This window comes from Deefgea rivuli DSM 18356, from assembly GCF_000620145.1.
Classification (GTDB): domain Bacteria; phylum Pseudomonadota; class Gammaproteobacteria; order Burkholderiales; family Chitinibacteraceae; genus Deefgea; species Deefgea rivuli.
In genome coordinates this window covers 193,360-215,844 of record NZ_KK211081.1, presented here as the reverse complement: position 1 = coordinate 215,844, position 22,485 = coordinate 193,360, and the positions used below count along the sequence as shown (strand labels likewise).

Below are 22,485 nucleotides of genomic sequence, written 5' to 3'. Positions count from 1 at the left end.
TATTTGGCAGACGCCTCAAAGTTCAAAGTCATCGGTCCACGAAAGTCACGAAAAACACGAACATAACAGTTTATATTTTCGAGTTATTAGTGAAAGCCACTTATTGGTTTTTTTCGTGGCTTTCGTGCTTTTCGTGGACTCGGTTTTGAATTGAGTGGATCACTATTTCAATTTATTCAGTGCGGTATACACGCGCTCTGGGTCGAGTTTATTCAGGCAGTCCATATGCCCCAGCGGGCACACGCGCTCAAAACAGGGGCTGCATTCTAAATCCAGCGTAACAATTTTGGCCTTGATCGCCAGCGGCGGTGTAAACGTTGGCGAGCTAGAGCCAAATACGGCCACCAGCGGACGTTGCAGCGCCGCTGCGACGTGCATCAAGCCCGAATCATTACAGACCACGCTGCTGGCGAGCGACATTAAATCAATCGCTTCGGCGAGGCTGGTTTTGCTCGCCAAATTGAGCACCTGCGGCGCGAGGACTTGGATTTCAGCACAAATTTCAACGTCTTTGATCGAGCCAAATAGCCAAACTTGCTTGCCTTCGTCGATCAATTCATTCGCCAGCGCAGCAACGTGTTTGGCCGGCCAGCGCTTGGCGGGGCCGTATTCTGCGCCGGGGCAAATGGCGACAATCGGCGTGTCGATTGATAAACCGAGTTTATGAACCGTCGTAGCGCGCTCGTTTGGATTGATCGTCAAAACTGGAAACGGCATCGCTTCTGTTAGCGGTACGCCAGCATCCGCGCCCAGCGCATAAAAGCGTTGCGCCATTTGCGGCAGTGCAATTGGGTCGAGAATGCGCGCGTCGTTCAGCAGACCGTAGCGCATTTCGCCGAGCCAACCGGTGCGTTTGGGAATGCCGGCAAACAGCGGCACCAACGCGGATTTGAGCGAATTGGGTAGTACGATCACTTGATCGTAGCCGCGTGCTTTGATCTCGCGCGCCAGCTTCCAGCGTTCGCGTAGTTTCAATTCACCGTGCGTAAACGGCGCGTCGATCAGCTCGTTGATTTCGGCCATGCGCGCATGCAGCGGACGCGTCCACGCAGGCGCGAGCACATCAATCATCGCATCGGGGCGTCTGGCTTTGATGCGCGCGTACAAAGGCTGCGCCATGATGGCATCACCCACCCAAGCGGGCGCGACGATCAGAATTCGTTTCACTGGATCAACCTTTTACTTAAAAAGCTTTGAGTCCACGAAATACACGAAAGGCACGAAATTTGCGCTGCTTTTAATTGCGGTGATGTAAAAGACAGTTTGAATTTACTTTCGTGTTTTTCGCACCCCAAGGGTATTTCCTGCGGGGCATGTTTTTCGTGGATAAATCGTCTTTCGCTTTAAACGACAAAAGCGGCACTCAGTGCCGCTTTATACTACAGGGGTATATATCAATGACCCTTAACGACTTCGCCGGCTTTGAGCGTATACGTCGTACCACAGTATGGACAGAGCACTGAACCGGTTTTTGCCACATCCAAGAAAACGCGCGGATGTGAATTCCAGCTTGTCATATCTGGCATTGGACAGTGCAGTGGTAGGTCTTTAGCGACTACTTCAATGGCTTTTTGTGCTTCTTTGGTGCTCATGATTCAACTCCGAATAATGATGTTGGCGCTGATGCTACGCAGAAAGTTCGAATTTGAGTCCACGAAACACACGAAAGCCACGAAAAATACTAACACTTCAACTTATTTCGCATCGAGTTAACGATAAACAAGCTTGTTCGTGTTTTTTCGTGTCTTTCGTGGACTCCGTTTTTGACTTTTAAATAATTGCGCAGCAGCCGTGACTTAGCAGGCGGTTAACCAAGCTGCGTGGTTAGCGTCGCGGCCTTGAACGATATCGAAATAACGTTTTTGGATTTCAGTGGTAATCGGGCCACGGCTACCGCAACCGATGGTGCGGTTGTCGAGTTCGCGGATCGGTGTCACTTCAGCGGCGGTGCCGGTAAAGAAGGCTTCATCACAGATATACACTTCGTCGCGCGTGATGCGTTTTTCGATGACTTGGATGCCCATTTCAGTGGCGATTTGGAAAATCGTGTTGCGGGTAATCCCGTCCAAGCACGACGTCAAATCCGGTGTGTAGAGTTTGCCAGCGCGAATGACGAAAATGTTTTCGCCCGAACCTTCAGCGACAAAACCATCCACATCCAAGAGCAGCGCTTCGTCGTAACCATCGGCCGCCGCTTCGTCGTGCGCCATGATCGAATTCATGTAATTGCCGTTGGCTTTGGCTTTGCACATCGTCACATTGACGTGATGACGCGAGAAGCTCGAAGTTTTAACGCGAATGCCTTTGGCCAAACCGTCTTCACCCAAGTACGCGCCCCAAGGCCAAGCTGCGACGATGATGTGCACGTCTTTTTTCGGTGGCGCGATGCCGAGTTTTTCTGAGCCGTAAAACGCCATTGGGCGCATATAACCTGATTTAAGACCGTTTTCTTTGATCACTGCGATGTGCGCAGCGTTAATTTCTTCGCGCGTAAACGGCAGCGTCATATTCAGAATTTTCGCTGAATTAAACAGGCGGTTGGTGTGGTCTTGCAGGCGGAAAATAGCTGGACCGGTGCTGGTTTCATAAGCGCGAACGCCTTCAAAAACGCCCATACCGTAATGCAAGGTGTGGGTGAGCACGTGGGTCGTGGCTTCGCGCCAAGGTACCATTTTGCCGTCATACCAAATAACGCCGTCGCGATCTGCCATTGACATCGATGTTCTCCTGCCTGAATTCTGGGGTTCAATAAAGACGGTGATTGTAACCGAAAACGTGCACTTTCAGCGCTGCCGCGTGCAGTGTTTGCACACGGCAACGACAGTCATCCATGCAGGGGCAGGCGGCGCTGCGTTCAGGTGGCGGAGCAGATGACGCGTTTATTTCAGCGTGAGGCGCGCTTGTTCAAGTTTTTCGCCTTTCATCGTGTATTTCACAATCACGATCGCGCCAGAGAGTTGCGAAAAATCGCCCTTGGCAGTCAGCGCATTGCCTTTGCTCGGCTTGAGTTGGACGGGTGTGTTGGTATTATTTTGCTGTACGATGATTTCGGCGCTGGCGCCTTCACTACTAAGTTTTTTGCCGTCGTGATCTTTGATATATAGCGATAACGCCGTGGCGCTGTAAGTGACTTCAAGCTGATGGCCAGCGGCAGCTTCTTTGATCGTGCCGCCGTATTCAGCTTTGAGCGGTACATCACTGTGCGCGTGAGCGAGCGAAGTGAGCCATAGAGAAGACAGCAGGAGCGCGGCGATGCCGATGATTTTTTTCATATGCAAAAACTCAAAGTGAGGGGTTAAGTGATGCTAATTATTCTTTGTGTTGAGTTTGACAAAATTCGTGAAAATTTTCAGCTGTTAACTCTAAATTATTTTCAATTAAGATTTTGCTTGGTCGCACACATTGTTTGAGTTTAACGCACCAAGAATAGCCCTGCTCGCCCACGCAGCCGTAAGCATCTTTAGCCGATACGGTCGTGGCATCATGGGGGTCGGCCACGCTGGCGTTGGCAATCTGAGCGAATAGCGTTAGGCCGCAGAGAAGGGTAAGCGCGATTTTCATGGGTATATCTCTCTATGCTTTGTTTGTCGGTTTCTAGGCTGATATACCTAGTGCTTAATTTTGATGTTTTGTGGGTTGTACTGCTTGTTATTTTTGTACCTTTATACAAAGGGTAGTCGATCAATCTTTGGCTTGGCAAATACGATTGCGAGATTGGATGTAAATATTGGCTTGCTCACATTCATGCATTTGGCAAGTGAATTAGTTACGAGGAATTCACTGCTGGATTTGCGAGAATCAGTGAACTGGGTACGATGTGCCGAGTTTTTGTCATTTACTTAATAAGGGAGGTCAGCCGTGGCACATTTACCGTCTATTACTGTATCTAGTCTGGATTTAGTACGATTAGAGCAAATGATCGCCGAACCAAAACATCAGAAATTACCCGGCTTGGCTGATTTGAAACGTGAACTGGATCGTGCCACCGTGCTGGAGCCAACGCAAATTCCACCGGGTTTGGTGACGATGAATTCGACAGTGCGCTTTGTGGAGGACTCCACGCTAAGTGAATATGAGCTGACTCTGGTGTATCCAGAAGATGGCGGTGCTGCGGGTGCGATTTCAATTTTGGTGCCGGTTGGCAGTGCTTTGCTGGGCCTATCGGTAGGCCAGACGATAGACTGGCAAGTGCCAGGCGGGCGTGAGATTTCGCTACGGATTCTGGATGTGCTCAAGCAGCCTGAAGCAATGGGTAAATACCATCGCTAGGCTTGAATGGGTTCAGGTGGGGATTCAGATTTAAAAAAAGGACGGATTAAAATCCGTCCTTTTTTATTGGGCTTATTTTTTTGTGCACGGTTTGGGCTGTGCCCACCAATCGGCGCGGGTTTCGCTTTCATTGGCGATGCCTTCCTGATCGGCTTGCGCGGGGCGCAGATCACGAACTAAAACACACCAGCCTTGAATCGTACGAGCTTGACCTGGTTTGAGTTTGATCCGTTTTTGCTGATGGACTAAAGACAAATCTTGATCCCAGCGCCAGCCGGGAATCACTTCGCCCACTATCGCCATATTCTGCCCCAGTATTAAATACGGGGTACTTTCTGCACCGGTAGACCAAGTTAATTTACGCATCATCCCAGCAGGATGATGGCGTATTTCCAGATTAAGCCAATCCCCTGTTTTAACGGTACGAAACGGTGCTGGTGCAGCCGTCACGCTGAGTATTTCTTCGCCATGACGGATGCTCCAGTCGCCGGAAACGTCGGTATTGATCGCCTCAATCACTTGCTGCTGTTGCCATGTACCACTGATTTTTACTGGCGTTGCAGCAAATGCGCTGCCGATAGAGAGGCCGATTGCGGCGATCAATGTGTATTTCATTGTGTTTTCCTGGTTGGGAATTCTTGAGCTACAGTTTGGCGATCATTGAGCAAATGAATATCCGACTGCACTGTGCTGTGATTAACGCGCAGACTACGTGCACCGTTGACTTGGCGTGAGAAGGCCAAGTTTATATTTTGCCAGTCATTGTAATCTTTGAGCACGGTTTTGCTAAAATTATCCGGTGCATCAATATTGACTGAAACTGACATGCCAGTTAAAAGCCTATCGCCATTCCAGTCGATATATGCGCCCGTACTACTGCCTCGGCCGAGCAAGTTGCTTTCTAATAGGCTCGTTTCATCCAAGTCACTCGAGCTGCCATCAGAGAAATCAATGATGAAGCTATCGCTACACATATTGGCTTCTACGGCCGCTGAGCAGGTGTATAAATTTTTCATTCCATTGTTTATATACCAGCGCTGTCCGGCATTCATCCCAGTCACATTCGGTGGAATTCCCGTGTTATAGAGATAATTCATAATGCTAATGTAATTTGGTTTGTAGTTATTCGCTTCAAATCCGCCATGGTGCAGACCAAGGTTGTGGCCTAGCTCATGCATGAGAGTGGAGGCTTGCTGGTTAATTAGGAAATTTTTGTCGGCTGTGTTGGCCGCAGTGAGTTTCGAATTACCTAAGGTGATATTAAAGTCATTACCGGCAATTTCACCACGCCCTGCAATCCCTGCACCGCCCGAACCTGCTTCATAACCGGCAACAGCATAATGAAAAATAGGCTGACGGCGTAGATCAAAGTATTTCGCTTTGAGCACATAAACGTCAGCACAACCGGCCTTAGGAGTCCCTAAATCAAGGCAAGCATTGAAAGGTAGAACGGATTGGGTATTGCCTAGATTGTAACCAGCGATATTGCTACCAGTGTCAAAATGGACGGCAATGTTTTTGCGGGCAAATGCATCCACCACTTTTTTCAATGCCTCGGGGCGGGGTTTAACCCCTTCATCGACGCTACTCATGTAATCAAGCTCGATAAAAATATCTTTTATCCCTGCTCTAGCACCCATCGCGTATAAATCCAGCCCAGCAAATCGGCCGCCGAGAACTTCTGCAGAGTCTGGAATGCCATCATTGTCTGCATCAACTGCGTTTGCGGCGATGTCGTTAGGGCCTGCGGGCGTGATAAAGCTGACCACTTGAAAATCAATCGCCGAGTTGCTGTCATTGCTGATGTTGGCTACAGGGCGGACCAAGCTGCTGCCATAAGTCGCTGGTAGTGCAGGAGCGTTGCTGCCTGACCATGCGGCTAGGGTTTTGGGTTGGGTGCTATCACTACCAAAACGTACGAAGTCGACGGTGACATTGCCGACTGGGTTAAATAGCTCAACAAAACCACTGGTGCCCCAGTAAGGTAGTTGAGTGCCATTTTCCACAAAGGCGATTTGTTGGGTAGAAATTAAGTTAGTCGCTGATTTGGCGGCAACTACGACATAGCCATTGGCGGCGATGACGGTACTGGGTAGGGTGAATTCGCTTGTGCCAGAATTGCTAGATGAGCGCAATTTAACGCCACTTATATCTACTGCAACGGAGTTTGGATTATAGATTTCTATCCAGTGGTCACCCGCATAGGTGCCACTTGAGATTTCGCTAATGATGAGGGAGCCAGCGACCATCGGGATGGCGACGGCAGTTAAGAGTGGCGCATCGGCAGAAACGGCATCTGCCGCTGGTGGAATATACGGGGCTGGCGTAGGTGTAGCTGCTGCTGTGGTACCCGTACCTGTTGGTGCGGAATCTCCACCGCCTCCGCCACCCCCTCCGCAGGCACTTAATACAATCGAAGTAGCAAGAACAAGTAGAGGGCGTGCTGCATGCATGATAGATTTAAGCCAGAAATAAGATAGGCGCACATCATAATACAGTTCAACTTAACTTGTCTTTGCTTTCGATTAGATTACTTAAGCCTTCTCAAACCACGCAATACTTTCCACATGGGCGGTATGTGGAAACATATTAATCACGCCGGCACTTTTGAGCGTATACCCCTTGGTATTAACTAAGATGTCCGCATCGCGTGCCAAGGTGGCGGGGCTACAGGACACGTAAACGATGCGTTTTGGGCCGTGTTCAATACTGATTGAATTGCACAGCGCCATCGCGCCATCGCGGGGTGGATCGATCAGCATTTTGTCGAATCGCCCGAGTTTATCCAGCCATGCTTCGGTCATTTCAAATAGATTAGCGATTTCATAGCTGGTGAGATGGTCCAGATGATTGTGCTTTGCACCTTCGAGCGCGCGCTCAACCAGTTGTTGGCTGCCTTCCATACCCAGCACCTTCGCGCCGCTGCGCGCAATCGGCAGCGTGAAATTACCCAGACCACAGAACATATCGGCGATGAGTTCACCTTCTTGTGGATCAAGCAATTTCATCGCCCGCTCTACCATCACGCGATTAATGGCGTAATTGACCTGGGTGAATTCGGTCGGTTTGAATGGCATTTCAATGCCGAATTCAGGCATTGAATACGTGAGTGCAGGTGCATCCAGCGGGTAGAGCGGATAGGCGCTATCGGGGCCTTGCGGTTGTAGCCAAATTTGTACTTTCCACTGGTCGGCATAGGCTTTAAATAGTGCGAAATCGGCGTCGTTAATTGCCACCATAATGCGGAACACCAGTACGGTGACATTCTCGCCGACAGCCAATTCGATTTGTGGCATGTCATTCACAATCGACAGCGCGCTAATCAGCTCACGCAGCGGCAGCAATTGATCCGACATTGATTTGGGTAGTACATGGCATTCGCTCATATCGGCAATAAAGCCAGAGCGGCGTTCGTGAAAGCCGACTAATACTTGCTCTTTTTTAGCGACATAGCGCGCTGACAAACGACCGCGTGAGCGATAGCCCCAGGCTTGGCCATAAATCGCTGGCATCATCGTGTCGGGCGTAACCTTGCCGATACGCTTGAGATTGTCTTCTAAAATGCGTTGTTTAGACGCGACCTGAGCACCAAATTCCATGTGTTGCATCGAGCACCCACCACAGACGCCAAAGTGCGGACATTTAGGTTTAACCCGCATAAAGCTTTCATTATGGATTATGATAGCTTGCGCGTTTTCAAAGGTCGGCTTTTTGCGGTAGCTGCTAAATGAAATCGTTTCATAAGGCAAAGCACCGTCGATAAAAATGGTTTTGCCTTCATGGCGCGCTACGCCGTGACCTTCGTGGTCAAGTGATTCAACGGTGGCAATCGGATTGCTTCGGGGTGCAGGTAGAGTCATGGCGCACTTACGTCAGAAAAATAGTGCTGCATTATAACGCAGCCGATGCTTGTGTTTATGGCTGAGTGAATACTCCGCGTGATGATGAAAAAGGTTTGCTATGCAATTAGAGTCCGTATTGTGTTTACCCGCCTTGCTTGAGGCCGATACTTGGGATGAATTTGCCGCGACATTGGTGGCTGCGGTACGCGATGCGCTGGGCGCAAAACGTGCCTATTTGGTGCTGCCTAGCGAGAGTGCGGCATCGGTGGCGATTTATGCCGAAGCCGTGGTTGGACAACGCGCACTGGCATTTGCTGAAGCGCAGCATCCCTCGGGTTTCTTTGGCGTGCCAGTGGAAGAGCTGGCTTGGCAAATGCGCGAACCTGCGGTTTCAGTGCGGCCAGTTAGCTATCAAATGCAAGAAATCTGGGACGTACCTGATGAAGAGGTCGTCCCTCTATTTCGATTAATTCTGCCCTTGCTCGATCAGGACTGTACGCAAGCTTTGCTGTATGTGGAGCTAAGCGATGTGGCGCGCTTACAAGCGTATCTCGATACGGCTTCATTTCGGATTGAGTGCGAAGCCCTAGCCGGCATGCTGCAAGAGCGGATTGCGGCTTTATTGTATGGGCATGATTTAGAGCGCGATGAAATGACGCGGCGTTTGCAGCAAAGCCTGCAACGCGCTGAAGAATACCGCGAGCTGCTACAAAAATTACATCAAGTCACGCTGCGCTTAACCCAGACGACTTCTTTAGATGCGCTGTATCACGATGCGGTACAGGCCGCGATTACTGATTTAGGCATTGATCGGATGGGTTTATTTACTGCCGATTTAAGCAGCAATGAAATGTGCGGTACTTACGGTACCGACAATAACGGCGATTTAACCAATGAATCGTGGTACCGCACTGTCACGCCACCGCATCAGATTTTTCGCGATGCGCTGGCCAAGCCCGGCGAGGTGATGGTCAAAGAAGACGCCGCGATTTATTACAATAAAGTCGTCGTCGGACGCGGTTGGAATTCTTTGGTCGCGCTGTACGCGGATAACACTTTGCTAGGTTGGATGGCGGCGGATAATTTCTTGCACCGTCGCAGCTTAATGCCGTATCAACGCGAAGTAATGAAGTTATTTGCCGCAATTGTGTCGCAGCTGATTCGTGCTAAGCAAGTGCAAGAAGAGTTGCGCCAAGCGAATGAAAGACTTTTATTGCAAAGCGATTCTCTGTCGATTGCGCGCGATGCCGCTGAAGCTGCGAGCTACGCCAAGTCGAGTTTTTTGGCGACGATGAGCCACGAAATCCGTACGCCATTGAATGGTATTTTGGGGTTTGTGCAATTGCTCGGCAATACGCCGCTCAATCTTGAACAAAGCGAATACGTCAGCAACGTACGTAAATCAGGTGATTCGCTGGTGCTGCTGGTGAATGATTTACTCGACTTTTCGAAAATTGAAGCGGGTAAGTTGGAGCTAACGAAGGCGCCGTTTGAATTAACGCATGTGATCGAAGAGGCCGCATCGGCATTGGCATCGCGTGCTGTGGAAGCGCGTTTAGATTTGGTCTTGGACATTGCTGCTGACTTGCCCGCTTGGTATATCGGAGATGCACTGCGTTTGAAGCAAGTGCTGATTAATTTAATTTCCAATGCGATTAAATTTACCGAAGTGGGCGGGGTGCGGGTGATTGCGCTTTGCGATGCCCAACAGATTCGGATTTCAGTCGAAGATACCGGGATTGGGATTGATCAGGGCAGCTCGGCGCAATTATTCCAGCGCTTTTACCAAGCTGAATCGGGCTCAACGCGGCGTTATAGCGGTACGGGTCTTGGCTTGGCGATTTCCAAATCCTTGCTTGAATTGATGCAAGGCGATATCCAAGTCCGCTCTGAGCTAGGGAAGGGCTCGAAATTTGTTGTGACTTTACCGCGTCAGCATTTTACTAAACCGCGCGTTTTGCCCTTGTATGGATTAAGTGGCAAAAAAGTTTTGTGGTTGGGGCAAAGCGACGGGGTGGCCAGAATGGTCTTACCGTGTTTGATTGCCGCTGGCGTGACCGTATTGGCTGAATGGCCAGAAGATCGCGCCAGTATCGATGCATTGATTTGCGAAGATCGATGCTCTAGCGAGGCGGAGGATAGCCGTATTCCGATTTTATTGCTGGGCTGGCAAATGCCGGACGAGCTGCAATTAGATTCAGAGCATACCTTTGTGTGTAAAGTAGCACTGGCCGAGCGGGTTTTGCTGCACACTTTGGCTGAGCTATTGGGCTGCGCCGAAGTGCGATCTGCATTTGTGCAACAAGAAGCGGGAACACGCTACGCAGGCAAGGTTTTGGTCGCCGAAGATAATCTGATTAATCAGCGCGTGGTATCGGCTTTTCTTGCCAAATTGGGCTGCGAAGTAGTGCTCACTGCGAATGGTCATGAGGCGATTGCGGCGGCCAACGCGCAACGTTTTGATTTGGTGCTGATGGATTGGCAAATGCCGCAAATGGATGGTTTGGCCGCAACGCGGATTTTGCGTAGCCAAGAGCATACACGGGCTTTACCGATTATTGCGCTGACTGCGAACGCGTTTGAGCACAGTGAGAATGAATGCTTGGCTGCTGGCATGGATGGCTTTTTGGCCAAGCCTTTGGATTTAATCAAACTGAAAAGCATAGTCGCGCAGTATTTGCCAGAGCAGACTGTTGATCTAGTGGGTATGTGAATATAGCCATTTATAAATAAGGACTAGATGGCTATACCTATTTACATTTAATTTTTTAGCTACAAAAAACGCCGTTCCTTTTTTAGAAGGGACGGCGTTTTTTTATAGCTTGGGATTACTTGGCGTTGTCGATTACGACCTGACCATTGAATTTCACTTGGCCACGGAAGAAATAATCCACGCAGGCTTTGTAATCGCCCGGGTTGGCAAGGCTAAATGGCGTTTGATACGTCGCCAATTGGCAAGACCACGATACGCCGCCTGGATTGTTGGCGTTGTAAGTCCAGCCTTTATCCAAGTAGGTTTTCGTTGCCGCTGCCGAGCCATCGGTAAAGCCTTTTGAGCTGCCGCACGTGAGTTGCTCGCCCGTGATATCGATGCCGAGCTCTTTGGTGAACTCTTTGTAGGCCGCGATACGGTTCAGCGATTGCGAAGCTTCTGAACCTTTACCGCATTCGATACCGCCGTTAATGATGTAAGTTGTCGCGCCAAAGCCTGGTTTCATGCCATTAGCAGTATCCACTTGATTCGGAATCCAAGTGCCATCTACTACCCAAGTCATCGGTGGTTTTGGCGATTGTGGATACACGGCAAACCAAATCGCTGAAGCAAAATTAAGCGATGTATCCGCCACCAATTCAGGCTTGTCGAGCAAGACATTCACGTCACCATACAGCGATTTGCTAAATGGGCCGTAATTGTAGTTCCACGACAATTGTTTTGAGCCGCGACCAAAATAGCTGAGGTACTGGCCTTGGGCATTTTTGCCGCAAGGATAGAAGATCGAGAAAATCGAGCTGCCAGCACCGCTAAAGCAATCTTGGTAGCCACCGACACCATTACCTTCTTGCATGCCTTGCTCACGCAAGAACCACAGACCTTGACGGAAAGTTGGGATCGCTGTGGATTGATCGAGTGTGGCCAACACGGCATTGTTTTGCTCGGCATAGCCACGCGCTACGGCGGGTGTCAGTGACGGCCAGTTCGCGCCAGTTTCTTGTGCAAAGTGCGCAAACGAGGTGGCGAGCAATTTTTTACAAATCAAATCTGAATCACGGCCATCAGTGTAGGTCGCGCAATACGCTGGGAATTTCGCCACGCCTTTGAGTAAATTGTCGTAGGTGTATTTCACATTGCGCACAGGGAAGAAGTAATCAAACTTCGTTTGGCTGAGTACACGTTCAACGCGTTTCACGTTGTCTGGATTGCCTGCTGCGCCTGGCGCAACGGCATTAACGATTGAATCGGCACGCACTTGCAAAGCATCACGAATTCGGTCGATGGTTTTGGCGTCAGATCCGGCTTGGCTATACAGCGCTTGCTCGGCAGCCGTGAATTGCGCATCGCTTGGGTAACCAGCAGGCGCGGCGACATAAGTGATTTGCGGTTTGTAGGCCGCTGTGATTGGCGTTGCCGTAGCAGCTGGTGTGGCCGTTGGGATTGCGCTTGGGGTGGCTGTTGGCGCTGTAGTCGGTGCAACTGTTGGTGTTGCTGTCGGTTTTGCCGTTGCTGTTGGTGCGACGGTAACGACTGGACTGGCTGTTGGTTTTGGTGTTGCAGTTGGCGCGGTGCTTGGTACTGCGGTGGGCTGAGCACCGCCGCTGCTGCAAACGCCAACATCTTTCCACGGACCCCAAAGATCACTGGCTGAAGGTGCAGTGCCTTGCACCCACCATTTGGCTTCATAAGTATTGTTGTTGTAAACCACACGTTGGCCGCCTTGATATGCGGTAGCGCTATTCCATGTGCTTACGCAACTACCTGCGGCGGGTGGTGTTGTGGTCGCTGGCGTTGCCATTGGTGTCGCTGTTACGACAGGTTTAGCCGTTGGCGCTGTAGTCGGCGCCGCTGTCGGTGCAACTGTTGGTATTACTGTTGGGGCTGGCGTTGCAACGCCGCTGCTTTGTAGCTCCCACGGGCCCCATTGCTCTGCACCCGGAATATTGTTTTGCGTCCACCATTTGGCTTTGTAATTTTTGCCAGCATAGGTGACGATTTCGCCGCCATTGTAAACAGTTACGCTATTCCAAGCAGTTGCAGCCATGACCTGTATTGAGCAGATCGCAGCAGGAATAGCCGCCAGCATCCAACGATTCATCTGTGACATCAAAGTCTCCATCCTATTTATTGCACCTAGATCGGTTTGGCCGGCTGGTGCTGTTATGAGTTTGCTCTACGACGAATTCCGCATGTAAGCAAAGAGCATACTAATAGTGAGGGGGAGAATTGACTAGCAGCTAGATCACATTTTTAATAATTAATTGACTAAAAACATTATTCTTTCAATGCTGAAAAGTTAGGTGTTTGTTCTGCAAAAGTTAGTTGCTGATTTCGCTGCTAAATACTTGGTTTATATCGGTTTATTCTAATACGTTGATGCGTTTTTATTAGGGTTTACCCGTAGTCCAGTCGTTGCCAAAGTTCACTAAGAGCACACCGATAATCACCAAAGCAGCACCCAATAATCGCGGCCAGCTGATGTCTTTCAGTGGCATCGCAAACCAGCCAAATCGATCAAACAGCATCGACGCAATAATTTGCCCTGTAATAATCAAGGACAGCATCGTCGCCGCGCCGAGTTTAGGGGCGACTAAGGTCGTGCCGAAGACAAACACCGCGCCGAGCAAGCCGCCTATCAGCATCCACGCTTCGGCCTTGGGCAGGTTGCCGAGCGCGCTGAGCTTTTGCCCCGTTGCAATACTGATGCACAGCAGCGCAATCGTGCCGACAGAGAATGACACCAGCGCCGCCAGCAAAGTGCTTTGCCCGATCACGGTTTTGAGTTGATTATTAATCGCCGCTTGCAGTGGCACGATCAGGCCGATAAATAAGGCTAAAGCGCTATAAAAGTAAGTCATGAGACATTGCCTTGGGTGTTAAGTATGAGCAATCTTACTTGAATTCAGTCATTTTTGCGGCCTTGGGATTGTGCCTTGCTGAGCAACAGTGTGTTGCGGTGAATAGGGATTGCGTTGGCATGCAAACTGCATTAAGTTGAACGCCCGCGAGGCATAGTCGGGCTATGTATTTCGCAGGTCAATTATTTTAAAAGGGAAGCGCATGCAGCACATTAGTCCAAGCGATTTGAATACTTGGCTGCAAGACAGCAGCCGCGCCGCGCCGCTTTTACTCGACGTGCGTGAGCCGTGGGAAGTCGCGTTGTGCCAGATTGCGGGTAGCCAAAACATTCCGATGAATCATATTCCGAGCGAACAAACGCGTTTAGACCCAGATGCGACCTACGTGGTGATTTGCCATCACGGCGTGCGCAGCTATCAAGTGGCGGGATTTTTGGAACGGCAAGGCTTTGAACATCTGATTAACCTAGACGGCGGCGTTGCGGCGTGGGCGGATCAGGTTGAGCCCAGTATGGCGAGATATTAGGCAGGTATTTTAATGTACGCCTTTAAGTTTAAAGGCTATATCTCTATACCTAATGGAATAAATAATGGATTTGACGCGAGTAAAACAGTTTTTAGATTTGCTGGAGCGCGAACTTGCCAGCCAACCTGATTTGCTGGCTGATTTAATGGCGGTGGTGCAATTTGAGCCGCAAGTGTTGTTGCCGTGGCTGAGCGTATTGGATATGGCCGAGCAAAAGTTGGGTGATTTGCCCACGGTCGTTCAATGGTTGACGTGCCCGCACATCGCACTAAATGGTGTTTCGCCAGCTTCTTTGGTTGGTGAGTCGGACGCGATTGAAATCGTACGCTGCTTGCTGCAGGAATATCCGCTACCACCATGGCGCGAAACGCAGCTATCGATGAATTAATTAAGCCGGGTCAAAACCGTCGTCCACGAAAGGCACGAAAAACACGAACAAAAGCAAAAAATTGAATTGTCGTTTAGTTTTTCTTTCGTGCCTTTCGTGTTTTTCGTGGACTATTTTCTTTTAGTTTTTAATGGCTATAGCCTTCCGGCTCAGGTTTGGCTTTGTGGAAGGTAATCGTTTGCAGCGGAATGATCGATGGCGGGGCGGATTTTAAAATGTGCGGTTTCATTTTGCCCATCACGTGCATTTCGCACGGTTTGCAATCGAATTTGAGCGTGTAGCTTTCTTTATCGTTCGATAAAGTCATCGGTTCGGCCTTGATTTGGCCTTTCACGCCGATCACACCTTTGGCCTGTTTCGGGCAGAGTTCAAACGAAAAACGCAGGCAATGCTTGGTAATCATCAGCGGCACTTCGCCCGCTTCTTCATGTGCTTCGTACGCCGCAGCAATCAATTTCACGCCGTGCTGCGTATAAAATTCACGGGCTTTTTTGTTGTAGACGTTACCTAAGAAAGACAGCGTTTCATCGGGATAGATTGCTGGCGGTTCAACCGGCGTTTTGCGTTCTTGTTTTGGCCATGCGGCAACGCGCGCGATTTCGAGCTGCTCAATCGCTTCGCGGCGCAGTGCGTTAATCGTAGAGGCGGCAACATGCCATGGCTGGCTGAGATTGAGCGAAACGTCTTCGGCGTAAAACATCGTATTGCCGAGTTTGCCCAAACCACCAATCAGGCCGCTCCATGCTTTGTCCGCATTCTGAGAGATTTCTAGCGCCATAGTCGCGTCCACCGTCACCGTACAGCCGTCGGCATCGGTGATGGTCAAAGCTAAACCATTGCTCGTTTCTGCCAGATTCAACCAAACGCCAATTTTGCGTTCAGCTGATTTTTTATTAAGTATCTGCTCCCAAGCATGATCCCGATTACGGTTCATGCCAATACCGGCCTTAAGTCCAGCCAGCTCGCTCATCGCCTCATTCGGGAAAACGCGGAATACGCCAGCCGCTTTATCTATGGTTTCGACCGTATTGGCTTGTACGCCGACGACTTCGCGTTTTTTCATGTAGTTCAGACCATCACCGTTTGAGAGCGGTTCGGCTGGATCGATGATTTGAATTTCAAAGAATTTGTCTGTGACGCGGGTAATCGTACCCACTGGCAGGCCGACGTATTTCGGCGAATCAAACGCGCCGATGTCGGTTTTGCGTTCCGTCGCGAAATAATCGGTGTGGCCGCGATGGAAGGTTTTATCGACATTCGGCGTAAAGAAAATCTCGCTACGGCCACTCGATGCGGGTGCGAGGTCGGGGCGTTGTTCGAGAATTTCATCCAGATGGCGGCGGTAATGCGCGGTGATATTTTTGACGTATTGCGCGTCTTTATAGCGACCTTCAATTTTGAAGGAGCGCACGCCGGCATCGACCAGCAGCGCCAGATTATCGGTTTGATCGTTGTCTTTCATCGATAGCAAATGCTTGTCGAACGCAACGACTTGGCCTTTATGATCGGTCAGCGTGTACGGCAAACGGCAAGCTTGCGAGCAATCGCCGCGATTGGCGCTGCGATTGGTTGCCGCGTGGCTGATATTGCATTGGCCTGAAAACGCCACGCACAGCGCGCCGTGGATAAAATATTCAATCGTCGCCGTGTCATCGACTGCGGCGCTGATTTCACGAATTTGCTTCAAGCCCAATTCACGTGCCAGCACGATTTGCGAGAAACCGGCGTCGGATAAAAATTTGGCTTTTTCGGGGTTGCGAATATCGCATTGCGTGCTGGCATGCAGCTGAATCGGCGGAATATCGAGTTTCAATACGCCCATGTCTTGCACGATGAGCGCATCGACGCCTGCTTCGTAGAGCTGAATAATCTGCTGGCGCGCGGGTTCAAGCTCGTTGTCATGCAAAATGGTATTGAGCGTCACGAAGACGCGCGAATGATAGCGATGCGCGAACTGCACCAAGCTCGCGATGTCTTCGATTGGATTGCTGGCATTATGCCGCGCGCCAAAGCTCGGCCCGCCGATATACACCGCATCAGCACCGTGCAGGATCGCTTCGCGGGCGATTTCGGCGGTTTTAGCGGGAGCGAGTAATTCGAGTTGATGCGGCAAAAGCATGGGGCGATCCAAAAACAGGTGTTCGAAGGGGCGGAAGTATAAAGTATTCAATGGCTTAGCGGTGGAAATGGCGCGTTTATTTTTCACTTGAAGTGGGTCTAAACCCGCGTAATGTGGTTTGCAGATGCGGCGATTTTATTTAATGCCGTGATGCGGCCGACTTGCGTCGCGACGCTCTATGCTGCGGTGCGGTGTTGTTGTCCTTGCTCAATCAAGCGTTTGAATCTGTGTTTCTGGCTTGTTTTGTCATGTAAATAAGGTAAAGTCCTGATCCTGATGGATTTTGGCTGGTTTAATTGGATTTTGCATGCGGATGAATGGATTAAAAATGGTGCGAACTGGCTTGGGTTTGCTGCTGAGTTTGGTGGTTTTAATTGCGCCCGCTGGTGCGAGTGATCCTCGCCAGTTTGGTGTGGTTGCTGACGATACCAGCCGCACGTCGCTGCGCTTTCGCCAGCAGCATATCGAGTCGCCGCGCGGCCCGCGCGAAGTCGAAATTATCGATAAACAAAGCTATAGCATTCGCCATGCGCAATATTTTGCGCTGGATGGCCGTTTGGCCTACGCCGCAGTGCAGCTGCCGTATGTGAATGTGGAGCAGTCGTTTGAAAATAGCCGCCGTCCATCGGCACAAGATGATGGGGTTGGCGATGTGATGATCGGCTTGGGAATTGGCGTCTACCGTGTGCCGGCGCTCAGTCGGGATGCGCTCAAAGAATATGACCGGAATGGTTTGAGTAGTGCTTGCACTGTGCAAGTCGCCGTGCCTACGGCGTCGTATGTGAAAAATCAATCGGTGAATTTGACGAGTAATCGCTGGATGGTGATTCCGTCGTGCCAGCTCGGGTGGACGCAGCAGCAGTGGGTGCTTGAAGGTGTCGCCAGTATGAATTGGTTTTCGGATAATACCGATTATCGAACCGGGACGTTTCAACAAGACAATAGTTACAGCATGAAGGCGATGGCGAGCTATAGCTTTATCCCTGAAGCATGGCTGGCGGCGACTTTGGAATATCAATACGGCGGCGCGGTGACGCGTGGCGTGCGTTCGGATAACGATGGCATGAATAATTGGACTGCGGGTGCGGCAGTTAATTTCCGTTTACCAGGGCGCAATAGCCTGCGCGTGGTGGGCGAGTGGCCGATCAGCACGGCTGAAGGTTCGAGTGAAACAAAAGAAATTTCGTTAGTGCTGTCACACGTTTGGTGAGGTTTCGATTTCTGTTTTCTTATGAGTAATAAAAAAACGCAGCACCCAATCACTTGGGGCTGCGTTTTTTCTATGGGTATATCTGTCTAGCCATTAGCCAGTATTACTGCTTGTGATATACCTCTGCACCTGTTTTGATGAATTCGATGGATTTGGTTTCCATGCCTTTCTTCAGTGCGTCGATTTCGCTAATGCCTTGCTTGGCGGCGAATTCACGGACGTCTTGGGTGATTTTCATTGAGCAGAAATGCGGGCCGCACATTGAGCAGAAATGCGCAACTTTGGCGCTGTCTTTCGGTAGCGTTTCGTCATGGAAATCACGCGCGCGATCTGGATCGAGACCTAGATTGAACTGATCTTCCCAGCGGAATTCAAAGCGTGCTTTCGACAAGGCGTTATCACGAATTTGCGCGCCTGGATGACCTTTGGCCAAGTCGGCGGCGTGCGCAGCGAGTTTGTAGGTGATGATGCCTTCTTTCACGTCGGCTTTGTTCGGCAAGCCCAAATGCTCTTTTGGCGTCACATAGCACAGCATTGCCGTGCCGTACCAGCCGATTTGCGCCGCGCCAATTGCCGAAGTGATGTGGTCGTAACCCGGTGCGATATCGGTCGTCAATGGGCCAAGCGTGTAGAACGGCGCTTCATGGCACCATTCCAATTCTTTATCCATATTTTCTTTGATGAGCTGCATCGGCACATGGCCTGGGCCTTCGATCATCACTTGCACATCGTGTTTCCACGCGATTTGCGTCAGTTCACCGAGGGTTTTGAGTTCGCCCAATTGCGCTTCATCGTTGGCATCCCAGATTGAACCCGGGCGCAGACCGTCGCCCAAGCTGAAGGCGACGTCGTATTCCTTCATGATTTGACAGATGTCTTCAAAGTGCGTGTACAAGAAGTTTTCTTGGTGATGCGCCAAACACCATTTGGCCATAATCGAGCCGCCGCGCGACACGATTCCGGTCATGCGGCCCGCAGTCATCGGCACATATTGCAATAAGACGCCAGCGTGAATAGTGAAGTAATCGACGCCTTGCTCAGCTTGCTCGATCAGTGTGTCGCGGAATAATTCCCAAGTTAGGTCTTCGGCCTTGCCGTTGACTTTTTCGAGCGCTTGGTAGATTGGCACGGTGCCAATTGGAACTGGTGAGTTGCGTAAAATCCATTCGCGGGTTTCGTGGATGTTTTTGCCAGTCGACAAATCCATAATCGTGTCGGCACCCCAACGGATGCCCCAAGTCATTTTGTCGACCTCTTCGGTAATCGACGACGTTACCGCTGAATTACCGATGTTGCCGTTGATTTTGACCAAGAAATTACGACCAATAATCATCGGCTCAGATTCTGGATGATTAATATTGTTCGGAATAATGGCACGGCCGCAGGCGATTTCGCTGCGTACGAATTCAGGCGTAATCACGTCAGGCATGATCGCGCCGTAGTTTTCGCCTTTATGTTGACGATTCATCATCGCCAGCATTTTTTCGCCCGTTGGGCTGCTAACGCGCAGGCTTTCTAGATACGCCGCGCGATTCATATTTTCGCGAATCGCCACGTATTCCATTTCTGGCGTGATGATGCCTTTGCGAGCGTAATGCATTTGCGATACGTTTTGGCCGGCTTTGGCTTTGCGCGGCTGGCGTTTTAGCTCAAAACGCAATACATCAAGGCTTTTATCGGCTTCGCGCATACGGCCAAATTCACTGGTCAGGCCTTGGAGCACTTCGGTGTCGTCACGCTCAGCAATCCACGCGGCGCGGATGGCATCAAGACCTTTGCGTACATCGATTTTGGCTTTCGGATCGGTGTACGCGCCTGAACAGTCGTAGACGAAAATCGGTGGGTTTTTTTCAACCGCGCCGCTAATGCTCATTTGCAATGGCGTATCGGCTTGGCTGATTTCACGCATCGGCACTTGAATGTCGGCGCGTGAACCTTGCACATAGATTTTGCGTGAATTAGGTAGCGGTTTGATGGCGGCTTCGTCGACGACGGCCGAATCGGCAGAAAATTCTACTTTGGCGTTCATGAGTTTCTCCAGTGCACTGGCCATCGTCCGAGCGTGGTGATGGCCAGTTGCGCTCGCTGGCGCATTTATTAAAAAAAGCGGGCAGCGTAGGAGAGGGGCGGGCGCAAAGGCGCGTCTCGCTTTCCTACGCCGGTATTAACCGTGTCAGGTTCAAGGGTATATCTCATCCGATTGCACTTCATTTTGGCTGCGCGGCACTGTGAAAAACTGCGGTTTGCGCAAGAAAATGAAGATTAATCAGAACCCCTAGCGATTCATGAATGTGAAACTAAAAGAGTTGTGGGATAATTGCAAGATAAATTCGAATAACCAATAGCCGTAGTCGGCTTGTCTTGAGGTAAAGCAAACATGGATTGGGAAAACGCACGCTATCTTTTAGTTGAACAACAGATTCGCCCGTGGAATGTGTTAAATCCAGTGATCCTTGATCGAGTCCTAAAAACCCGCCGCGAAGACTTCGTGCCACAGGACAAAAAAGAGTTGGCCTTTGTCGATGTGGAGTTGCCACTCGGTAACGGGAACTTGATGCTCGCACCTAAAGTCGAAGCACGGTTCTTGCAAGAAGTTGATTTGAAACCGACGGATAAACTCTTGGTCGTTGGCGCAGGTGCTGCGTATTTGGTGGCATTGGCGGCAGGTCTCTGTGCGCAAGTGGTGTCGATTGAAAGCGATGCGGCACAAGCCGAGTTCACTAATGCGCAATTGAAAGCCGCCGGCATCAAAAACGCGCGCGTTGAGGTGGGTGATGCTTTGGCCGCTCACGCAAACGGGCCATTTGATGCGATTATCGCAACAGCGTCGTTCGCCGAAGTACCTGCGCAATTGCAAACGCAATTGGCGATTGGCGGGCGTTTTATTGTGATTGTGGGTGAAGAGCCGATCATGAGCGCCACGTTGCTAAAACGTAATGCTCAAGACAATTTTAGTAGCACCAAAGTATTTGAGTACAATCTGCCACGCTTGCAGCAATCGGTTGCGGTGTTTGAATTTTAAAGCATTTTGTTGGGGAACATCGCCAGAGCCAGCTTGAGTGCTGGCTTTTTTCTTACATAGTTAGCTAAATCGATGCTAGTTTCGCTACAATATGCGACGTTTTGATGAATACTTTAAAAATTTAATGTAAAGACACTGAATCCATGACTGCTGAAAACCAATCTGTCTTGCCAAGTAATCAATCAGTTGAAGAGGATGAAATATCGCTGCTGGATTTGCTCTTGGTGTTCGCCAAGCATAAAAAAATTATTATTGGTTTGCCTATTCTTGCTGCTTTAATTGCAGCCGCTGTTGCAGTGAACCTGCCTAACGACTATACCGCTACGCTCAAAATTGCGCCGTCAAAAAATGCGCCAGTGTACAACTGGGTATTAACGAACGATCAGGTGATCGAGCAAGTGGCGAAAGAAATGAAGCTGGCTGAGCACTTTGGTACTCAAGGCCGCCAAGCGACTCGCAAAGAAATGGCCAAAGCAGTCAAAGTCACACTAAATACAAAAGATGGATTTTTGGATGTGAGCGCAACCGATAATAATCCTGAGTTTGCGGCACAGCTTGCTAATCGAATGGGCTTGGCGCTGCAAGAAAATCTGTATGGTTTGCGCTTGTTGGAAATTTCTAAGCAGCGTTATGATTTAGAAACACGGCGTGAATTAGCATTGAAGAATAAAGCGAAGTTTGATGCAGAAATTAAGCAGCCAGATCTGGCGGCTACGATTGCAACACTATCGGCTGCTGATCGTTACGGCATCATTAGCCTAGCGGCGATTCAGGCGGAGTCCACTTTGCAAGGTGGGCTTTCCGATTTGATGCAAAACGAATTAGTACGAATGCAAGATCAATTGGCTAGTTTGCAGCGCCTAGTCGTTGACAGTATGAAAAAACAAGCCTCTGTCAATAATACGGGCCTATGGATTGCATCGGTTGACGCCTTGCAACAGCAAGCCTATTGGGATGCTTTAGTAGAGCGGCTTGATCGGCGGATTGAGCTCTTGAGAAAACAAGAACGTGATGAGCTGAAAATGACGGCTGCAGAAGTACCTGATGAAAAGTCAGGCCCTAAACGAGCACTAATCGTGTTGTTGTCGGCATTTGCAGCCTTATTTTTTGCTGTGCTGTGGGCGTTTATTGCTGAAGCGATTGTTAAGTCTCGTGAAAATAGTCAATCTTTGGTTTTGTTCAATAAAATTTCGGCAGCTTGGCGTGGGAGTTAAGTTGTAAATAACTTGATTCCCATTAAAAGCGTAGTCACTACAAGCGTTAGGTATAGCGTTCACTAGGTTGGCAAAGCAGATGAGAGCGTATGTCTGAAAGTGAATTTTTGTTTCTTGACTTCAATAGTGTATAAAATAAAGTCTCAACTATATTAGTGAGTTGTTTCATCGTAAGTGTTTCAAAATATTGTGATTGATTTTCATCTGCTTTTCCTTATAATCAGTTTCTTGAATTAGAACCTGCGTATTACTTACAAAACATCATGTTTTTGTGGTGGACAGGTGATGAAAACCAGTGTTCTGGTGTATCTATTTGAAGTTTTA

19 protein-coding genes and 1 riboswitch are annotated in these 22,485 nt (G+C 49.7%); of the genes, 7 read left to right on the top strand and 12 right to left on the bottom strand.

Going from position 1 to position 22,485, the window contains the following annotated elements:
- Positions 1–162: 162 nt before the first annotated feature.
- The 5 genes from waaF to Q320_RS19520 all read right to left on the bottom strand — a co-directional run bounded on the left by waaF (position 163) and on the right by Q320_RS19520 (position 3,561).
- Positions 163–1,167, bottom strand: coding sequence for a lipopolysaccharide heptosyltransferase II (gene waaF / locus Q320_RS0110940; protein WP_027469040.1), 1,005 nt, complete (start codon positions 1,165–1,167; stop codon positions 163–165).
- A 227-nt stretch (positions 1,168–1,394) separates the two neighbouring features.
- Entirely contained in the window at positions 1,395–1,592 is a 198-nt protein-coding gene (locus tag Q320_RS0110935; protein ID WP_027469039.1) for a zinc-finger domain-containing protein, read from the bottom strand.
- Positions 1,593–1,796: 204 nt separating this feature from the next.
- Complete coding sequence (locus tag Q320_RS0110930) at positions 1,797–2,717, bottom strand: branched-chain amino acid transaminase (RefSeq protein ID WP_027469038.1); 921 nt, start codon at positions 2,715–2,717, stop codon at positions 1,797–1,799.
- Positions 2,718–2,879: 162 nt separating this feature from the next.
- Positions 2,880–3,272, bottom strand: a complete 393-nt coding sequence (locus Q320_RS0110925) for a hypothetical protein (protein WP_027469037.1) — start codon at positions 3,270–3,272, stop codon at positions 2,880–2,882.
- Between the two features lie 37 nt (positions 3,273–3,309).
- A complete protein-coding gene (locus Q320_RS19520) occupies positions 3,310–3,561 on the bottom strand; it encodes a hypothetical protein (protein WP_035853471.1) in 252 nt (83 codons plus the stop codon).
- Positions 3,562–3,858: 297 nt separating this feature from the next.
- On the opposite strand from Q320_RS19520, the gene rnk reads away from it, so the two are divergent.
- Positions 3,859–4,269, top strand: coding sequence for a nucleoside diphosphate kinase regulator (gene rnk, locus Q320_RS0110915; protein WP_027469036.1), 411 nt, complete (start codon positions 3,859–3,861; stop codon positions 4,267–4,269).
- A gap of 72 nt (positions 4,270–4,341) precedes the next feature.
- Here the strand turns inward: rnk and Q320_RS0110910 are convergent, their stop codons facing one another.
- From Q320_RS0110910 to rlmD, 3 genes are all read right to left on the bottom strand, one after another.
- Entirely contained in the window at positions 4,342–4,884 is a 543-nt protein-coding gene (locus tag Q320_RS0110910) for a hypothetical protein (RefSeq protein ID WP_027469035.1), read from the bottom strand.
- Complete coding sequence (locus tag Q320_RS20850) at positions 4,881–6,722, bottom strand: lamin tail domain-containing protein (RefSeq protein WP_051534665.1); 1,842 nt, start codon at positions 6,720–6,722, stop codon at positions 4,881–4,883. The genes Q320_RS0110910 and Q320_RS20850 overlap by 4 nt, the downstream gene beginning before the upstream one ends.
- An 81-nt stretch (positions 6,723–6,803) precedes the next feature.
- Positions 6,804–8,129 carry a 23S rRNA (uracil(1939)-C(5))-methyltransferase RlmD gene (gene rlmD, locus Q320_RS0110900; protein WP_027469034.1) on the bottom strand — a complete coding sequence of 442 codons (1,326 nt, stop codon included), beginning with the start codon at positions 8,127–8,129 and terminating at the stop codon, positions 6,804–6,806.
- 100 nt (positions 8,130–8,229) lie between these two features.
- On the opposite strand from rlmD, the gene Q320_RS20845 reads away from it, so the two are divergent.
- Positions 8,230–10,824, top strand: coding sequence for a hybrid sensor histidine kinase/response regulator (locus Q320_RS20845; RefSeq protein WP_051534664.1), 2,595 nt, complete (start codon positions 8,230–8,232; stop codon positions 10,822–10,824).
- A gap of 115 nt (positions 10,825–10,939) precedes the next feature.
- Here Q320_RS20845 and Q320_RS22130 read toward each other — a convergent pair whose 3' ends face one another.
- Both Q320_RS22130 and Q320_RS0110885 read right to left on the bottom strand, forming a co-directional pair.
- Positions 10,940–12,931, bottom strand: coding sequence for a glycoside hydrolase family 19 protein (locus Q320_RS22130; protein ID WP_169734453.1), 1,992 nt, complete (start codon positions 12,929–12,931; stop codon positions 10,940–10,942).
- Positions 12,932–13,211: 280 nt separating this feature from the next.
- On the bottom strand, positions 13,212–13,682 hold the full coding sequence (locus tag Q320_RS0110885; RefSeq protein WP_027469032.1) for a DMT family transporter: 471 nt from the start codon (positions 13,680–13,682) through the stop codon (positions 13,212–13,214).
- A 202-nt stretch (positions 13,683–13,884) separates the two neighbouring features.
- On the opposite strand from Q320_RS0110885, the gene Q320_RS0110880 reads away from it, so the two are divergent.
- A complete protein-coding gene (locus Q320_RS0110880; RefSeq protein ID WP_027469031.1) occupies positions 13,885–14,208 on the top strand; it encodes a rhodanese-like domain-containing protein in 324 nt (107 codons plus the stop codon).
- A gap of 64 nt (positions 14,209–14,272) precedes the next feature.
- On the top strand, positions 14,273–14,596 hold the full coding sequence (locus Q320_RS0110875; protein WP_027469030.1) for an antitoxin Xre/MbcA/ParS toxin-binding domain-containing protein: 324 nt from the start codon (positions 14,273–14,275) through the stop codon (positions 14,594–14,596).
- A gap of 127 nt (positions 14,597–14,723) precedes the next feature.
- On the opposite strand, the gene Q320_RS0110870 is transcribed toward Q320_RS0110875, so the two are convergent.
- Complete coding sequence (locus Q320_RS0110870) at positions 14,724–16,715, bottom strand: peptidase U32 family protein (RefSeq protein WP_027469029.1); 1,992 nt, start codon at positions 16,713–16,715, stop codon at positions 14,724–14,726.
- A 307-nt stretch (positions 16,716–17,022) separates the two neighbouring features.
- Between Q320_RS0110870 and Q320_RS0110865 the strand changes: the two genes are divergently transcribed.
- Entirely contained in the window at positions 17,023–17,925 is a 903-nt protein-coding gene (locus tag Q320_RS0110865) for a transporter (RefSeq protein ID WP_084282590.1), read from the top strand.
- A 103-nt stretch (positions 17,926–18,028) separates the two neighbouring features.
- On the opposite strand, the gene thiC is transcribed toward Q320_RS0110865, so the two are convergent.
- Positions 18,029–19,954, bottom strand: a complete 1,926-nt coding sequence (thiC, locus tag Q320_RS0110860) for a phosphomethylpyrimidine synthase ThiC (protein WP_027469027.1) — start codon at positions 19,952–19,954, stop codon at positions 18,029–18,031.
- A gap of 104 nt (positions 19,955–20,058) precedes the next feature.
- A riboswitch (TPP riboswitch) is annotated at positions 20,059–20,212 on the bottom strand.
- Positions 20,213–20,302: 90 nt separating this feature from the next.
- On the opposite strand from thiC, the gene Q320_RS0110855 reads away from it, so the two are divergent.
- Together Q320_RS0110855 and Q320_RS0110850 are read left to right on the top strand one after the other, a co-directional pair.
- The gene (locus tag Q320_RS0110855; protein ID WP_027469026.1) at positions 20,303–20,947 is read left to right on the top strand and encodes a protein-L-isoaspartate O-methyltransferase family protein; all 645 of its coding nucleotides are present in this window, start codon (positions 20,303–20,305) and stop codon (positions 20,945–20,947) included.
- 143 nt (positions 20,948–21,090) lie between these two features.
- Positions 21,091–22,161: a Wzz/FepE/Etk N-terminal domain-containing protein gene (locus Q320_RS0110850; protein ID WP_027469025.1), complete on the top strand. Its 1,071-nt coding sequence runs from the start codon at positions 21,091–21,093 to the stop codon at positions 22,159–22,161.
- Positions 22,162–22,485: the final 324 nt, after the last annotated feature.

Bases quoted from the DNA above. Each gene is read 5' to 3' on its own strand.
- Q320_RS0110935 (WP_027469039.1), bottom strand. From the start codon at position 1,592: ATGAGCACCAAAGAAGCACAAAAAGCCATTGAAGTAGTCGCTAAAGAC.
- Q320_RS0110930 (WP_027469038.1), bottom strand. From the start codon at position 2,717: ATGTCAATGGCAGATCGCGACGGCGTTATTTGGTATGACGGCAAAATG.
- Q320_RS0110925 (WP_027469037.1), bottom strand. From the start codon at position 3,272: ATGAAAAAAATCATCGGCATCGCCGCGCTCCTGCTGTCTTCTCTATGG.
- Q320_RS19520 (WP_035853471.1), bottom strand. From the start codon at position 3,561: ATGAAAATCGCGCTTACCCTTCTCTGCGGCCTAACGCTATTCGCTCAG.
- Q320_RS0110910 (WP_027469035.1), bottom strand. From the start codon at position 4,884: ATGAAATACACATTGATCGCCGCAATCGGCCTCTCTATCGGCAGCGCA.
- Q320_RS20850 (WP_051534665.1), bottom strand. From the start codon at position 6,722: ATGCATGCAGCACGCCCTCTACTTGTTCTTGCTACTTCGATTGTATTA.
- rlmD (WP_027469034.1), bottom strand. From the start codon at position 8,129: ATGACTCTACCTGCACCCCGAAGCAATCCGATTGCCACCGTTGAATCA.
- Q320_RS20845 (WP_051534664.1), top strand. From the start codon at position 8,230: ATGCAATTAGAGTCCGTATTGTGTTTACCCGCCTTGCTTGAGGCCGAT.
- Q320_RS22130 (WP_169734453.1), bottom strand. From the start codon at position 12,931: ATGTCACAGATGAATCGTTGGATGCTGGCGGCTATTCCTGCTGCGATC.
- Q320_RS0110885 (WP_027469032.1), bottom strand. From the start codon at position 13,682: ATGACTTACTTTTATAGCGCTTTAGCCTTATTTATCGGCCTGATCGTG.
- Q320_RS0110880 (WP_027469031.1), top strand. From the start codon at position 13,885: ATGCAGCACATTAGTCCAAGCGATTTGAATACTTGGCTGCAAGACAGC.
- Q320_RS0110875 (WP_027469030.1), top strand. From the start codon at position 14,273: ATGGATTTGACGCGAGTAAAACAGTTTTTAGATTTGCTGGAGCGCGAA.
- Q320_RS0110870 (WP_027469029.1), bottom strand. From the start codon at position 16,715: ATGCTTTTGCCGCATCAACTCGAATTACTCGCTCCCGCTAAAACCGCC.
- Q320_RS0110865 (WP_084282590.1), top strand. From the start codon at position 17,023: ATGCGGATGAATGGATTAAAAATGGTGCGAACTGGCTTGGGTTTGCTG.
- thiC (WP_027469027.1), bottom strand. From the start codon at position 19,954: ATGAACGCCAAAGTAGAATTTTCTGCCGATTCGGCCGTCGTCGACGAA.
- Q320_RS0110855 (WP_027469026.1), top strand. From the start codon at position 20,303: ATGGATTGGGAAAACGCACGCTATCTTTTAGTTGAACAACAGATTCGC.
- Q320_RS0110850 (WP_027469025.1), top strand. From the start codon at position 21,091: ATGACTGCTGAAAACCAATCTGTCTTGCCAAGTAATCAATCAGTTGAA.